At 45.6% G+C, this 16,009-nt stretch carries 14 protein-coding genes; all 14 read left to right on the top strand.

Annotated features, from left to right (window positions below):
• The first annotated feature begins 338 nt into the window (after positions 1-338).
• The 14 genes from EYS00_RS05280 to EYS00_RS05215 all read left to right on the top strand — a co-directional run bounded on the left by EYS00_RS05280 (position 339) and on the right by EYS00_RS05215 (position 15,998).
• Positions 339-1,097 carry a SapC family protein gene (locus tag EYS00_RS05280; protein WP_130635506.1) on the top strand — a complete coding sequence of 253 codons (759 nt, stop codon included), beginning with the start codon at positions 339-341 and terminating at the stop codon, positions 1,095-1,097.
• Positions 1,098-1,381: 284 nt separating this feature from the next.
• Complete coding sequence (locus EYS00_RS05275; RefSeq protein ID WP_130635505.1) at positions 1,382-2,002, top strand: hypothetical protein; 621 nt, start codon at positions 1,382-1,384, stop codon at positions 2,000-2,002.
• Positions 2,003-2,361: 359 nt separating this feature from the next.
• Complete coding sequence (gene mraZ / locus EYS00_RS05270; RefSeq protein WP_130635504.1) at positions 2,362-2,820, top strand: division/cell wall cluster transcriptional repressor MraZ; 459 nt, start codon at positions 2,362-2,364, stop codon at positions 2,818-2,820.
• Positions 2,817-3,758, top strand: coding sequence for a 16S rRNA (cytosine(1402)-N(4))-methyltransferase RsmH (gene rsmH / locus EYS00_RS05265; protein WP_130635503.1), 942 nt, complete (start codon positions 2,817-2,819; stop codon positions 3,756-3,758). Before mraZ ends, rsmH begins: the two co-directional genes overlap by 4 nt.
• On the top strand, positions 3,755-4,090 hold the full coding sequence (ftsL, locus tag EYS00_RS05260; RefSeq protein ID WP_130635502.1) for a cell division protein FtsL: 336 nt from the start codon (positions 3,755-3,757) through the stop codon (positions 4,088-4,090). The genes rsmH and ftsL overlap by 4 nt, the downstream gene beginning before the upstream one ends.
• Complete coding sequence (locus EYS00_RS05255) at positions 4,087-5,859, top strand: penicillin-binding transpeptidase domain-containing protein (protein ID WP_130635501.1); 1,773 nt, start codon at positions 4,087-4,089, stop codon at positions 5,857-5,859. The genes ftsL and EYS00_RS05255 overlap by 4 nt, the downstream gene beginning before the upstream one ends.
• Entirely contained in the window at positions 5,849-7,390 is a 1,542-nt protein-coding gene (locus EYS00_RS05250; RefSeq protein ID WP_130635500.1) for a UDP-N-acetylmuramoyl-L-alanyl-D-glutamate--2,6-diaminopimelate ligase, read from the top strand. Before EYS00_RS05255 ends, EYS00_RS05250 begins: the two co-directional genes overlap by 11 nt.
• Positions 7,387-8,790 (top strand): UDP-N-acetylmuramoyl-tripeptide--D-alanyl-D-alanine ligase, encoded by a 1,404-nt coding sequence (murF, locus tag EYS00_RS05245; RefSeq protein ID WP_130635499.1) that lies wholly within the window; start codon positions 7,387-7,389, stop codon positions 8,788-8,790. Before EYS00_RS05250 ends, murF begins: the two co-directional genes overlap by 4 nt.
• On the top strand, positions 8,784-9,866 hold the full coding sequence (mraY, locus tag EYS00_RS05240; protein ID WP_130635498.1) for a phospho-N-acetylmuramoyl-pentapeptide-transferase: 1,083 nt from the start codon (positions 8,784-8,786) through the stop codon (positions 9,864-9,866). The genes murF and mraY overlap by 7 nt, the downstream gene beginning before the upstream one ends.
• A complete protein-coding gene (gene murD, locus EYS00_RS05235) occupies positions 9,866-11,185 on the top strand; it encodes a UDP-N-acetylmuramoyl-L-alanine--D-glutamate ligase (RefSeq protein WP_130635497.1) in 1,320 nt (439 codons plus the stop codon). Before mraY ends, murD begins: the two co-directional genes overlap by 1 nt.
• Positions 11,182-12,519: a cell division protein FtsW gene (gene ftsW / locus EYS00_RS05230; protein WP_130635496.1), complete on the top strand. Its 1,338-nt coding sequence runs from the start codon at positions 11,182-11,184 to the stop codon at positions 12,517-12,519. The genes murD and ftsW overlap by 4 nt, the downstream gene beginning before the upstream one ends.
• Complete coding sequence (gene murG, locus EYS00_RS05225) at positions 12,512-13,585, top strand: undecaprenyldiphospho-muramoylpentapeptide beta-N-acetylglucosaminyltransferase (RefSeq protein ID WP_130635495.1); 1,074 nt, start codon at positions 12,512-12,514, stop codon at positions 13,583-13,585. Before ftsW ends, murG begins: the two co-directional genes overlap by 8 nt.
• A complete protein-coding gene (murC, locus tag EYS00_RS05220; RefSeq protein ID WP_130635494.1) occupies positions 13,585-15,033 on the top strand; it encodes a UDP-N-acetylmuramate--L-alanine ligase in 1,449 nt (482 codons plus the stop codon). Before murG ends, murC begins: the two co-directional genes overlap by 1 nt.
• Entirely contained in the window at positions 15,030-15,998 is a 969-nt protein-coding gene (locus EYS00_RS05215) for a D-alanine--D-alanine ligase (protein WP_130635493.1), read from the top strand. The genes murC and EYS00_RS05215 overlap by 4 nt, the downstream gene beginning before the upstream one ends.
• Positions 15,999-16,009 lie beyond the last annotated feature (11 nt).

Here is a 16,009-nt window from a genome sequence, read left to right as displayed (position 1 = left end):
GGGGCTTTCATTGTTATTCCTTGTTCTTTTTTGTGTTCTTCGTTAGGGGAGTAAAGCGTCTATCCGCAATCCTTATTCAAGACTACGAAAATTAATTACGTCAGACAATCAAGAAAAGTGTTGAATTGCGCACACAAAGCCCAATGTTATAAGGGTTGTAACGAAAATTTAAAATATGTTACGCGCTTTGAACGTGACTTGCTGCGGCTTATGGGTGATACTCCGTGACCACTTATTGCAATATCAAAGCAGCAAATAAGATCAATAAAGTTAGTTTCGTGGTAACCATCATCATCCCATGGACAGGAAGCCACAATAAACAAGTAAGAGAATGAAATATGGCAATTAACTACGTACCGCTAGACAAAGAAAAGCATAAAGACCTTAAGATTGCGGTAAACAACTCATTTAAATATGCAAAAGATACTCATTTAGCCGCGGCAACCATCAAAGAATTCGCTCAGCTAGCGAGCACTATGCCAATTGTATTGATTAAAGACCCAGGCTCAGATCGTTATCACGTTGTAGCTATGCTTGGTATGGAGCAAAGTCAGAACCTTTTCTTGACGGGTGATAGCTGGAAAGGGCCACATGTCCCTTCTAATGTACTGCGTTATCCGTTTGACGTCCGCCCAGATGGCGACAAGCTGGGTGTATTCATTGATGAAAATAGTGATTCGATCAGCGAGGAAGGTCAGCCATTATTTACTGCTGATGGTGAGGCGTCTGATTTCCTTAAAAATCGTCAGCAGTTTCTTGCTGACCTTGCAAATAGCGAACTATTGACGCAACGTTTTGTTCAAAAAATTGTTGAATTAGATCTGCTAGATCCTATTCAAATTCGTCTGACATATCAAAGCGGCCAGCAACGCAACGTAACAGGTATGTTAAGCATCAATGAGAAGAAGCTTATGGAGCTACCGGAAGAAACGGTGCTAGAACTTCATAAGTCAGGCTTTTTGGGCGCGCTTTACGCATTAATGATGTCACTAGGACAACTCAATCGCTTGGTTGAATTGTCAAATGACACAGAGAACCCTATTCGTAGCATGCAACTTTCTGTGGCAAAAGACGAGGAAGCACCAGCTGCTCAATAAAGCTTTTGGTGGGTGCTCGTAGCGCCAAAATAATAGTTGAAGCCCCTCTCCAACGCTGGAAGGGGCTTTTTTATTGATGTCTAAATTTTTTACAATCGATAGGGCCTTGTGTGTGTTTACTCGGATTTTATTCTCTAATTACATGAAAATATTAAAGTTTAATTTGATGGTCTGTTAATTGCTTATTTCGACTTTAGTATTGCTTTGTTTTTTGAGCGAGTAGCCAAAAACAGTGCTAGATGTACTTTTAGCTAAGTAGAAGTTGAACACTAAAAGGTAAATTAATGAAAACACAATTCCTAAAGCACGTAAAAGTTGCAGCGTTCTTGCTAGCAACATCACTTGTTTCCGCGACTGCTTCCGCAGCGGTAATCGTCCAAACTACGACAGACTGGTTTGTTAACGACGGCTCATCTTTCACCAACGGTCAAGATGAAGACTGGAATTCAGATGCGGTATTCGATCTCACCGGTTGGTTCAATGCTGTAGAAGTTTCATCGATGGGTGGTGGTTGGCTAAACATTTGGTCAAATGATGGGACAAGCGTTTCTGGTAATACTTCTATCGTTGCTCGCACTGTATTCACACTGACTGAACTTCCAACAATTGCTGAGCTTATTGGTTCATTTGACGATGATGGTTCAATTTACGTAAACGGTGATCTAGTTTATTCAGACAGCAACGGCTTCGCTAACGATATTGCTTCAGCTATTGACGTATCTTCATTCCTACAAACTGGAACCAACGTTATCGCGTTTTACGCTAATAATGTTCAAGCACCAAACGCATCAGCCCGTGTTCAAATTAATGGTGAGTTTGCAGCAGAGGTATCTTCACCTCAGTCGTTTGCACTTCTAGGTTTAGCCCTTGTTCTTATGGGAACGCGTCGTTTTGCTCGCAAGTAATTCGACTCTGCTTGGAGTCTAGTTAGATTCTACGCTTTTAAACGCCCGAGATTGTAAAACACAACTCGGGCGTTTTTCTTTGCCTCTCTTTCCTCTCGAGTTTTTTTACTGCAATTATCGCTCTCAATATTTCTACTGCGTTATCAATCACTTTTGTTTTTTACTGTATAAATAAACAGCTCTAACCCAGTAAATACGTGGCTTAGCGTGCGTATTTTTCCTTGACAGTGGGGATCAATGATACCTAAACTGTCAATTAGTGGGTAAATGTGGCGAATTGTGGATCTAACCATCATCGTTTTGCAGATCAGTACTCAAAAAATAAGAAAACTAAGAGCAAAATATAAAAGGCTAGGGGAATGTTCCGCGGCGCTAACGCAATCAATCTTGACACCAAAGGCAGGTTAGCGATACCAACGAAGTATCGTCAATCACTGCTGGATGATTGCGACGGACAACTGGTCTGCACGATAGATACAACACAGAGTTGTTTGCTGCTTTACCCACTTCCCGAATGGGAAGAGATCGAGCTCAAGTTGAGCAAATTCTCTAGTACGATTCCTGCTGAGCGACGCATGCAGCGATTGCTCTTGGGTTATGCCACTGAGGGGGAAATGGACAAGAGTGGTCGTATTCTCGTACCCACGCCTCTTAGAGCTCACGCCCACTTATCAAAAGAAGTCATGTTAGTTGGTCAGTTAAACCGTTTCGAAATTTGGGACGCTCAGGAATGGGCCGATCAAATTGAGCTTGATATGGATACTGAGCGCAAAGGTGAATTTGAATTAACTGAACGCCTACAGGATTTCTCGCTATGAGTCAGGAAAGCACTTTCAAACATATTTCCGTACTCTTGCATGAGTGTATTGATGCACTGGCAATCAAACCTGATGGCATATACGTTGATGCTACATTTGGTAGAGGCGGACACTCTGGCGAAATCCTCGCAAATTTAGGTGAAAACGGAAGACTTATTGCTTTCGATCGCGATCCTCAAGCTATTGAGTCATCAAAACGCTTCGCCAGCGATCCTCGTTTTACCATAGTACATTCCCCTTTTGGCGACATGGCTGAGCAGCTCGAAGCTATGGGGTTGTCAGGTGAGATTGATGGCGTATTGATGGACTTGGGCGTCTCATCACCTCAACTAGATGATGCTGATCGCGGATTTAGCTTTTTGCGCGACGGCCCGTTAGATATGCGTATGGATACCACTCGCGGTGAAAGTGCAGCAGAGTGGCTAGCGCATGCAGAAGAGCAAGACATTACACAGGTCATCAAAGAGTTTGGTGAGGAAAAGTTTGGTAAACGCATTGCTCATGCAATCGTAAATACTCGTGAAGAAACCCCTATTACTCGCACCGCACAGCTTGCAGATATTATCGACAAAGCGGTACCTGTAAAAGACAAGTTTAAACATCCTGCTACTCGCGCCTTCCAGGGCATTCGCATATACATTAACGCTGAATTAGACCAGCTACGTGTTGGTTTAAAAGCGGCAACAAGTGTTCTAAAGCCTTCGGGCAGACTTGCTGTTATCTCTTTTCATTCACTGGAAGATCGTTTAGTTAAGCGCTTCATTAAGGAGCAAAGTAGAGGGAAGGCCGTACCGCACAACCTTCCAATTACTCAAGCGGAGATAGATGCAGATAAAGTATTAAAATCACTGGGCAAGGCGATAAAACCCTCGCCAGATGAGATTGAAAGGAACACGCGGTCACGTAGTTCAGTACTCAGGGTGGCCGAGAAATTATGACGAGAGGTAAGCCAAACAAGGCTAATACTAACTTCAGCTTATTGCTCATCATTGTTTCAGATTTAACCCGCAACAAACTGCGGGTTTTGTTGTATTTAATGGTAATGCTAAGTGCTATGGCTGTGACGTTGAGCACGCACCATAATCGACAGCAAGTTATCGCTCTTGAATTGCTGATGATGGAGAAGGATAACTTAGACGTAGAGTGGCGCAACTTAGTATTAGAACAGCGCTCTCTCACAGAGCACAACCGCATTGAAACTCGAGTAGAGCAGCAATTGGGTATGTATCGCCCCACTGCTGATGATGAAGTCATAGTGAGGTTAAAATGACCGCACTAGCGACTAAGCGCACACTCACAAAAGGCGCAAAACAAAATGTAAAACCGAGCATGGTGCATTGGCGTTTTGTCGTTGTGCTTATCGTCGTGGTTATGGTTTTTGTCGTCTTAGCGGCGCGGGCTGCTTTTATTCAAGTAATCGAACCAGACGAACTTATTCAACAAGGTGACAACCGAACCCTTCGTACCCGAGATATGCCAACTTATCGGGGTATTATTACCGATCGCAATGGTGTGGAGCTTGCGGTCAGTGTACCTGTTAGAGCAATTTATGCTGATCCAAAGGTTATAGCTGAGCAAAAAGCGTTGGCAGACCAACGTCGCTGGCAAGCTCTGGCTGATGTGCTTGGAAGAGACGTAGAAGAGTTAAAAGAACGAGTAAGTAATCCCCAACGACGATTTGTGTACTTACAGCGTCAAGTGTCGCCTGCCATGGCAGAATACGTAAGCAAGCTCGCTATTCCAGGTATTTATTTACGCCGAGAAAGTCGACGCTATTATCCCACCGGTGAAGTTTCAGCACAGCTACTTGGCATGACTAATGTCGATGACGAGGGTGTAGAAGGGTTAGAACGACGCTATGACGACTGGCTTACTGGAACGCCGGGGTCGCGCAAATTCCGTCGTGATGCTAAAGGCCGTCAAGTTGAAATCCTTGAAACTACTTCAGGTGAGGAAGCGGGAAATCTAGCGCTAACCATCGATCAGCGCATACAAGCATTGGCGTACAAAGAGATCAAAGAAGCCATGATGTACTACAAGGCCAGTTCTGCGTCGGCGATTGTTATCGACGTTGAATCTGGTGACGTGCTCGCCATGGTTAACGCGCCGTCTTTCAACCCTAACAACCGCGCTAATATTTCTCCGCACCGAATGCGTAATCGAGTAATAACTGATGCCTTTGAACCCGGTTCATCACTCAAACCACTCGCCGTACTTTCTGCATTAGAGTTTGGCGACGTTCAGCCCAACGATACCGTCGATACTTATCCCGGGTGGATGCGTTTAGGGGGGAGTTTAGTAAAAGACTCGCGTAATTACGGTGAGCTAACGCTAGAAGAAATTATCCAGCACTCGAGCAATATGGGAACCTCAAAGCTTGCGTTGTCTGTACCAAAAGAGTTTTTGTTAGATACCTATTACAACATGGGTTTGATGTCTGACACGGGTCTAAATATGGCAGGCGAGAGCAGTGGTATTTTCTACGAGCGCAACCGTTGGTCAGAGTTTGAGTTGGCTACATTGTCATTTGGCTACGGTATTTCGGTGACAACTGCGCAGTTAGGGCGGCTTTACACCACATTGGCTACGGGCGGTATAAAGCGCCCACTCAACATTATTCAAACAGACGAACAGGCAGGTTGGCAAGAGCAAGAAGAACGGGTCGTGAGCGAGGCTAGTGCAAAAGCGCTTGTTCACATGATGGAAAGTGTTACACAACGAGGAGGCACGGCTAGGCAAGCAGCTGTGCCTGGATATCGAGTTGCCGGAAAAACCGGCACAAGCCGAAAGGCTGTTGCTGGTGGTTATGGCGAGGAATACGTCAATATATTCGCAGGTATTGCACCCGTATCAAATCCTAAGTTAGTTACTGTTGTACTTATTAATGAACCTGGTGGTGATTTGTACCATGCGGGAGATACTGCGGCGCCAGTATTTTCCTCAATTATGGGCGGAGCACTACACATGTTGAATATTGCGCCGGACGACAAGCAAGTGACGTCAAGTGCCTTACAACGAGGAGACGGCAGTGGTAGTTAGTGCATTTGTACAAAGTGTCAGATCTCTACTCGTTAAATTTGACATAGCAGCCCCTGATATTCGGGTACAAGGACTGACCTTAGATAGTAGGCAAGTAAACACCAAACTTATTTTTGTGGCGATTAAAGGTCATGAAAGAGACGGCAGAGATTTTATTCCTCAGGCTATAAGTTTAGGTGCGAGAGCAGTGTTTTCTCATACTGAGGACTTCGCATCTCATGGGAAAATTGAGATGCGTGGCAATACCGTGATTGTACACATGTACGACCTTCCAGCCATGCTTTCATCATTAGCCGCCGCTTTTTATGATTATCCAGCGTCAAAAATGACCACAGTTGCAGTAACAGGTACTAATGGTAAAACCTCGACAGTGCAGATGGTTACTCAGCTCAAAGCACTCTTGGGCTCACGGTGTGGAAGTATTGGAACGCTGGGAACCGGTATCTACGATGGTAAAAAAATTCAGTGGACTGGTGATGCCCTCAACACCACGCCTGATGCGATAAGTATGCAATATACCCTTGCCGAATTTGCCCAGAGTCAAGTCACTCATGTGGCATTTGAGGCTAGCTCTCATGCGTTAGTACAAGGACGACTCTCTCAGGTTAAAACTGATGTTGCAGTGTTCACAAACTTGACGCGAGACCATTTAGATTATCACGGAACAATGGAAGCCTACGGCGAAGCTAAGCGAAAGCTATTACTTCAGCCGGGATTGAAGGCAGTAGTGCTAAACGCAAACGATAGTGAAAGCCTTAATTGGGATAAACATACCCCATCTTCTCTTACACGCGTTTGGACGGGGATGAATATAGACTCATCATTTCACGAGCAACATAAAGGAACTCAAGATCGCCATTGTTTCGCCACAAATGTTACCTATCATCCATCTGGATGTGAGTTTGATCTGGTCACGTCTTGGGGGCAATTTTTAATATCACTTCCATTAATGGGAGAGTTCAGTATTCGCAATGTGCTTAGTGCGGTAGCTGTGTTACTGGCACAGAATGAACGAATTGAAGATATCGCTAGCGTGCTTCCTTCAATTTCACCAGTGGCTGGGCGTATGGAAATATTTGCTATGCAGAACAAAGCCAATGTGCTTGTAGATTATGCACATACGCCAGATGCACTCATCGCTTTGCTGAAAAGTGTACGCAAGCACACGAATGGCAACGTATGGTGCATTTTTGGTTGTGGCGGTGATAGAGATCAGGGCAAACGACCTTTGATGGGAGAAGCGGCTGAGCGTGGCGCAGATCATATTGTTATCACTAATGACAACAGTCGTAGTGAAGCACCAGACGTTATAGCACAGCACATTAAGACTGGGTTAACACATCCAGAAAGCGCTTTTTTTGAGCCTGATAGGGAGCAAGCGATTCGCTATTGCCTCAATAATGCTGATAAGAACGACTTGATAGTAGTGGCCGGTAAAGGTCACGAAGACTACCAAATTATTGGTGAACAACGAACAAATTATAACGAACGTAAGCTTGTAGCCGCGCTACAAGAGGAGTACAGCATATGATAACAACAACGCTGTCGTGGATAGCCAGTCAAGTTGAAGGCGAACTTGTCGGAGAAGACCTTACGATTGACGCAGTAAGTACCGACACACGAACAATAACTAAAGGTGCAGTATATCTCGCGTTAAAAGGCACAAACTTTAATGGGCACGACTTCGTCGCGAATGCTGAAAAAGCGGGCGCAAGTGCCATTATTATCAGTGAAGAGACCGAATCCTCGCTACCAGCAATTAAAGTAGAAGACACCAAAATTGCATTGGGCAAATTGGGCGCTGCGGTAAAAGCGCTAGTAGCTCCTAAAACGCTAGCGATTACGGGGAGTAGTGGAAAAACCACTGTAAAAGAAATGTGTGCTGCCATCCTCTCTCGCCGAGGCAGTGTATTGGCAACAAATGGCAATTTTAACAATGATATCGGTGTACCACTGACCTTGCTTAGGTTAGAGAAACATCACGAGTATGCAGTGATGGAACTTGGTGCTAATCACCTCGGAGAGATTGCTTATACTACTAACCTCGTTAAGCCCGATGTGGCAACTATTGTTAATGCAGCGGCGTCTCATCTCGAAGGTTTTGGTAGCTTACTCGGTGTTGCTCGCGCAAAAAGTGAAATATTCAAGGGGCTTGGTGATGATGGCGTAGCCATTGTTAATGCTGATAGTCAGTTTGCTGAGTTTTGGCTTGGAAAGTTAAAGCGTACTAAAGTACTGCGCTTCGCCCCTGATCAAAAGAACGAAGCCGAGTTCTACGCTCAAGACATTATTGTTGGTCTAGACGGTTGTGCCGCTTTCCAAATGTTTACGCCACAAGGCGAAGTTAATATTCAGCTAACCATTCCCGGTTCTCATAATGTGGGCAATGCTCTCCTTGCTGCAGCGCTAACTATTCAGTTGGGCGCTACATTAGAAAACGTTCGCGATGGTTTGTTGTCTATGCAACAGGTAAAAGGCCGTCTGAATGTAAAAGCGCTCACTGACCAAGTGCGTTTGCTTGATGACACATATAATGCCAACGTTGCGTCTGTTAATGCTGCAATCGATACATTGAGCAGTTTCTCTGGCACTCGAGTACTCGTACTTGGTGATATGAAAGAACTTGGTGATAAGTCTCGTTTTTATCATGAGCAAGTGGGTGAGTATGCAAAGGAAAAGGGAATTGACTACTTGTTTACCAAAGGTGTGCTAAGTCAGGCGGCCAGTGAAGCATTTGGTATGCAAAACGGACATTTTAGTGATGTAGATAGTCTGATTGAAGCGATGGAAGCGTGTTTGCTTCACGAGCAACGAGATCTTTCAATTTTAGTTAAGGGTTCACGCAGTTCCAAAATGGAACAGGTGGTAGAGGCAATCGAGGCCTCACCGCTGGGAAAGCTTGATCGCCGTCGGGAGCGCATAGCATGTTAATTTGGCTAGCCGACTGGCTGACTCAGATCGATGCTGGGTTTAATGTTTTCTCTTATCTCACACTCAGAGCAATTCTCAGTACGCTGACCGCGTTGCTGATAGCGATTTTGATTGGTCCCAAAATGATTCGCTTTTTGCAGACCATGCAGATAGGCCAAACCGTAAGAGATGATGGCCCTGAAAGCCATTTATCTAAATCAGGCACACCCACTATGGGTGGGCTACTCATACTCGCGGCAATTGTTGTAAGTGTGCTTTTATGGGCAGATTTAACAAACCGCTATGTCCTTGTCACACTCGCGGTGGTCGTAAGTTACGGTATTATCGGTTTTGTTGATGACTACCGAAAGGTGATTCGCAAAGATGCCAAGGGATTGATTGCTCGTTGGAAATACTTTTGGCAATCAGTGGTGGCCATAGGTGTCGCTTTTTATCTCTACTCAAGCGCTAATTTGAGTGCAGAAACTTCGCTGTTAGTACCTTTTTTCAAAGAAGTTATGCCACAGTTGGGTTTGTTCTTTGTGGTCGTGACTTATTTCGCCATTGTGGGGACGAGCAATGCGGTTAACCTTACTGACGGACTTGACGGCTTAGCCATTGTTCCTACCATTCTCGTCGCAGGCGCTTTTGCCATCTTCGCTTATGTTACGGGTAACGCTAATTTCGCCTCTTATTTGAATATTCCACATATTCCGCTTACCAGTGAACTCGTTATTGTGTGTACCGCCATTGTCGGGGCTGGTTTGGGTTTCCTATGGTTCAACACCTATCCAGCACAAGTTTTTATGGGCGATGTAGGCTCATTGTCTCTTGGTGCCACGCTTGGAGTACTAGCAGTGTTGGTGCGCCAGGAGATTGTCTTAATTATTATGGGCGGTGTCTTCGTGATGGAGACCGTTTCGGTAATCTTACAAGTGGGGTCATACAAGTTAAGAGGGCAGCGCATATTCAGAATGGCGCCGATTCATCATCACTATGAACTCAAGGGCTGGCCTGAACCTCGAGTTATTGTGAGGTTCTGGATTATTTCTATCATTCTTGTCCTTGTCGGACTTGCAACGTTGAAGCTTCGTTAATGACTTATACATTGAGTGAACATCGCTATGTAGTTTGCGGGCTTGGCCTAACGGGTCAGGCGTGCGTGCGATTTTTACTTGAAAAAGACGCCTACGTAAAAGCGTTCGACACGCGAGAACATTTAGCGCTTGGCGAACACACTACGTTAGATGCAGTTGAGGTATTGCTCGGCTTACCAAAGGCGTCTTTTTTTGAGAATGTAGATACTTTGGTGCTCAGTCCGGGGGTGTCCCCTAATGAACCGGCAGTACAAGAGGCTAAGCGCTGCGGATTGGAAATCATCGGTGACGTTGAACTATTTGCCCGATTAACTAAAACACCATGTATTGGTATCACCGGTTCTAACGGTAAAACCACCGTTACGCTGTTAACAACGCATATTCTTAAGTCTTTGGGAAAAAGAACTGTCGCAGCAGGTAACGTGGGTAAACCAGTCCTTGAAACTCTTGATGCAGAGTTAGACGTTATTGTGCTTGAACTATCGAGCTTTCAATTAGAAATGACAAGTTCGTTGGTACTCCAAGGAGCCACGCTGCTTAACTTGTCTGAAGATCACCTCGATCGACACGGCTCTCTCGAAGGATACGGTAATGCCAAACAACGCATATTTGCCCATTGCGCAAGTGCTGTTGTTTGGCGAGATCATGAGTACAGTGTCCCTGAGTATCCGGTCGGTGAAGTTATCAATTACGGTTTATCCGCATCCAATGAAGGTTTTGGAGTGATTGATGACAACATTACCTATCAAGGTCAGCCGTTGATTAGTTTTTCTGAGATACCTTTAGCCGGTGAGCACAATGTGCTTAACGTTATGGCGGCTTTAGGCCTATGTGAAACTCTAGGTGTAGACCTGAATGAAGCAGTTAACTCCGTTAAAACGTTTGAATCTGCGCCACATCGATGTGTGGAGTTAGGCAACTTTAATGGAATTCGCTGGATTGATGACTCGAAAGCGACCAATGTTGGGGCAACAATAGCAGCCATTCAAGGTATTGCACCACGGCTGAGTGGAAAGCTTCATCTCATTGCTGGTGGTGATGCAAAAGGTGCCGATTTGTCACCACTAAGGCCGGTGTTAGAAGAACACGTAGCGTCAGTATTTGCTCTCGGTAAAGATGCGGACAAGATCGTACATATATTTCCCAAAACGCAATATTGTAAATCGATGAGAGATGCAGTGATTGCTGCTAAAAACACAGCGCATCACAACGACGTTGTTATGCTTTCGCCTGCGTGTGCAAGTATTGATATGTTCAATAATTATATCGAACGAGCTGAAGTTTTTAAGGCCGCAGTGATGGAGGGACAACATCTATGATCAGTGCCGCGCCTTCACTCAGTGCAATTTTTGCTGCGCAACACGATGATGTGCGTGTTCAACGCCCGTTTGATCTCGGGCTAATTTTACTCGCACTATCTCTGTTAAGTATTGGTCTGATTATTGTTATGTCTGCATCTATTCCTATTGCGGATAGAATTCATGGCAACCCTTTTCACTTCGCTATCAGACACACTATTTACATTATTTTGGCACTTATTGCGTCTATGGTGGTGTTGCAGCTACCTATGCAATTCTGGCGCATGACCAATCCATATCTATTACTCGCAGCCATTGGTTTACTAGCGGCAGTGCTTGTTGTGGGAAGAACGGTTAACGGAAGCACTCGTTGGTTGGCGCTTGGGCCTATCACTATTCAAGCGGCTGAACCAGCAAAGTTGTTTTTCTTCGCCTACCTTGCAGGTTATATGGTGAGACGCTATGAAGAGGTGACAGAGAACCTGAAAGGATTCATTAAACCCTTGATAGTGTTCTTTGTACTTGCGGTTTTGCTATTACGACAGCCCGACTTGGGTACTGTGGTAGTGATGTTCGCTACAACCATTGGGTTACTTTTTCTGGCTGGAGCGAGATTGTGGCAGTTCTTTGCACTTGTTTTTGCAGGTCTCCTCGCTGTCGTTGCGCTTATTGTTTTCGAAGAATATCGCATGAAACGCGTAGTGTCTTTTTTAGACCCGTGGGAAGATCCCTACGGAGCCGGTTATCAGCTTACACAATCATTAATGGCATACGGTCGCGGAGAGTGGTTTGGTCAGGGGCTAGGAAATAGCCTTCAAAAGCTCGAGTTTCTACCCGAAGCCCATACTGATTTTATTATGGCCGTGCTTGCTGAAGAGTTCGGGTTTGTGGGTGTGATGTGCATACTAGTTTTAATATTAAGTATGGTGATCAAAGCGCTACAAATAGGAAACAAAGCGCTATTAAGAGAGCGACCTTTTGACGCGTATCTAGCCTATAGCATAGGTATTTGGTTTAGTTTCCAAACGGTAGTGAATGTGGGCGCTAGTGCAGGCATATTACCAACGAAAGGATTGACGTTACCTTTAGTGAGTTATGGTGGGTCGTCATTGATTGTGATGTCTGTGGCCGTGGCTATTTTATTGCGAATTGATTTTGAGTTGCGAGTTGAAGGGGTTCAAGCCCTAGACAAGGGAGACAAGCCTAAAACGAGGAAAGCGCTCACAGAGAAAGGGCAATCCAAAACAGCGAATAATGGCTATAGTAGGCCCACTTCCGACACCGAAAGAGATGAGGGGAAATCAGGGATAAAAGCGATTCTTGCTCATGTTGAACGGGAGGCCACCCATGAGTAAACGCTGCTTGATAATGGCTGGTGGTACTGGCGGACATGTATTTCCGGGGCTTGCCGTGGCAAACGCAATGAAAGCGGAGGGCTGGGAAGTACATTGGCTTGGTACCGCAGAGCGAATGGAAGCGGACTTAGTTCCCAAGCACGGCATTCCCATTCATTTTATTCCTGTGAAAGGTATTCGAGGTAAGGGGATAAAAGCTAAGTTGAGTGGCCTTCGAGCGTTAGTGACTAGTTTGTTCTCAGCGCGAAAAATTATTAAGCAATTAGCACCTAATATTGTCATTGGTTTTGGTGGTTATGCCAGTGGACCTGGTGGGGTCGCTGCAAAGTCCCTTGGCATTCCAGTGGTGATCCACGAACAAAATGCTGCCGCTGGAATGACTAATCGACTTTTGGCGCGAATAGCTAATAAAGTGTTACTGGGCTTTGTCGATGCGAAGTCTCAGTTCGAAGGGATCACCAAAGTGGTCGAGACGGTTGGAAATCCGGTTCGCAACGAGATAGCTCAAATTAATACTCGAGTATTGCCATCGTCAGCGCTCAATCTATTGGTTATTGGTGGTAGCTTGGGCGCAAAGGTACTTAACGAAACCTTACCCAATGTATGCGCCGACCTGAATGGAATAGCTATTCGTCATCAATGTGGCAAAGGCAATCAAGACGACGTTACACGCAGATATGCTGACGCAAAATATGCGGTTGAGGTAGATGAGTTTATTGACGATATGGCAAAAGCGTACGAGTGGGCTGACCTTATTGTTTGCCGCGCTGGAGCACTTACCGTGTCTGAAGTTGCGGCCGCTGGAAGAGCAGCTATTTTTGTGCCTCTACCTCATGCTGTTGACGACCACCAAACTAAAAACGCTATGTCGTTAGTGTCTCGCGGAGCAGCCACACTTATTCCTCAGCAAGAGTTAGCGCTAAGACTACGCGAGGAACTGTGTGGATTCATCAATAATCCAGAAAAATGTATTTCGATGGGAGCAAAAGCCAGACAGGCGAGTAGTTCTTATGCGACAGAAAAAGTAGTAAGCCATTGTGTATCAGTGGCAGGAGTAGGGGCGTAATGGTTTTTAAAACCCCATTTGAAAGTCCGCAAATGCGGAAAGTAAACAACATCTTTTTTATCGGCATCGGTGGTGCGGGTATGGGTGGTATAGCCGAAGTATTGCTAAACGAAGGCTACGCTATTTCCGGATCTGATATTCAAGATGGTGCGATGACTCGTCGACTGCGCGGGTTAGGCGCTAACGTTGAGATTGGGCACAGAGAAAGTAATGTCGATGGTATGGACGTTATCGTCGTATCTAGTGCCATCAATGAGTCTAACCCAGAGATTATTGCAGCACGAGCACAGCGTATTCCCATTATTCGTCGAGCTGAGATGCTGTCAGAACTGATGCGTTTTCGTCACGGTATCGCGGTGGCCGGTACACATGGCAAAACCACTACTACCAGTTTAATAGCGACGATATTTGCGCAAGCTGAGTATGATCCAACGTTCGTGATTGGCGGTCTATTGAACAGTGCTGGAACTAACGCGAGATTGGGCACAAGTCGTTATTTAATTGCTGAAGCCGATGAGAGTGATGCATCATTTCTACATCTGCAACCTATGGTTTCAGTAGTAACCAATATCGAGGCCGACCATATGGATACCTACGGCGGCGATTTTTCGAAAATGACTGACACCTACGTAGAGTTTCTTCACAACTTACCGTTTTACGGTCAAGCAATTGTGTGTGGTGATGATAAGAACATTCAGGCTCTACGCCCTCGAATCGGTCGTAACATCTTAACCTATGGCGTTGAAACCCATAATGATGTGCGTGCAGAAAATATCAAGTTGTCGTTTGGACGTGCGGATTTTACCGTTATTCGTCCAAATAAAGCACCGCTGGACGTCACTTTAAATCTAACTGGCCAACACAATGTGTTGAACGCGTTGGCTGCAATTTGCGTTGCGACTGACGAGGGTATCGAAGACGATGCTATTGTTAAAGCACTTGCAGGGTTTGGCGGGATTGGTCGCCGATTTGAGGTATTGGGTAATTTTGCTGCACCAACCGGAGAGGTTTGTCTGGTAGACGACTACGGTCACCATCCAACGGAGGTTGCTGCAACGGTGGCTGCTGCCAGAGCGAATTGGCCTGATAAACGTTTGGTGATGGTCTACCAGCCTCATCGCTACACACGCACGCGTGATCTCTATGAGGATTTTGTTGAAGTACTCTCACAAGTGGATGTGCTTCTACTCCTTGATGTTTATGCGGCTAGCGAGTCACCCATTGACGGCGCTGATAGCAAATCCCTTTGCCGCTCAATACGCCAGCGCGGTGAAATAGAGCCTGTCTATGTGGGAGAGCCCTCATCACTACCAAGTATTTTGTCAAACGTACTCGCTTCTGGTGATGTACTCATGACGCAAGGCGCTGGAAACATCGGGAAAATCGCTAAGACCTTAGCAGAATGCGAACTCAACCCGGATAGGCTCAAAGAGGAGCTTGGTGCATGAGTAATATGGACTTGATTAAGTTTCCGAGTGACGGCGTAGGAAAAGTGGCTGTGCTCCTAGGAGGAGACTCTGCAGAGCGAGAGGTTTCTCTGAATTCAGGAAACGCTGTGCTGCAAGCGCTTTTGCGAAAAGGCCTGAACGCTATTGGTTTCGATCCTGCAGAACGCCCACTTACCGATTTACTCGAAGAGAAAGTCGACCGAGTCATCATAATGTTACACGGTCGAGGTGGTGAAGATGGCAGTATGCAGGGAGCACTTCAGTTACTTGGTATTCCTTATACTGGGAGCAGCGTATTGGGCTCTGCACTTGCTATGGACAAGATTCATACCAAGCAAGTGTGGCAAAGTCTTGGTTTACCCACTGCAAAATACAAAATAGCAGACAAAAGGCACTTTGAAGCTGGATCATGCAGCGCTATAATGAGTGAATTGGGGAATGAGGTCATGGTAAAACCGGCGCGAGAAGGGTCGAGTATTGGCATGGCGAGAGTGACAAGCGCTAAACAACTCGAAAACGCGATTCAAGACGCCTTTAATTACGATAATCAAGTCTTGTTGGAGCAGTTCATAGATGGGCCTGAATTTACTGTAGCCGTGCTACAAGAGCAGGCGTTACCGTCTATCCGCATGTCTACACCACACACATTCTACGATTATGCCGCTAAGTATCAGGACAATACCACGGAATATTTTTGTCCCAGTGGTTTGGCTGATGATCAGGAAACGAAACTCGCTGAGCTAGCAAGCTTGGCTTTTTCTGCTATTTCTGGATCAGGTTGGGGGCGAATAGATGTTATGCAGGACAAAACAGGTCAGTTCTTTTTGCTGGAAGCGAACACTGTTCCGGGAATGACCGAGAAAAGCTTAGTACCCAAAGCCGCTCAAGTAGCGGGAATCGGCTTTGATGACTTGGTGTTAGCAATTTTGCACACGAGTTTTGAGGAAGAAATCGCGCGTAGTTAGCGTGAGAGGGC

The organism is Alteromonas sp. KUL49, from assembly GCF_006538345.1.
Classification (GTDB): Bacteria; Pseudomonadota; Gammaproteobacteria; order Enterobacterales; family Alteromonadaceae; genus Alteromonas.
This window is presented reverse-complemented; position numbering and strand designations above follow the sequence as displayed.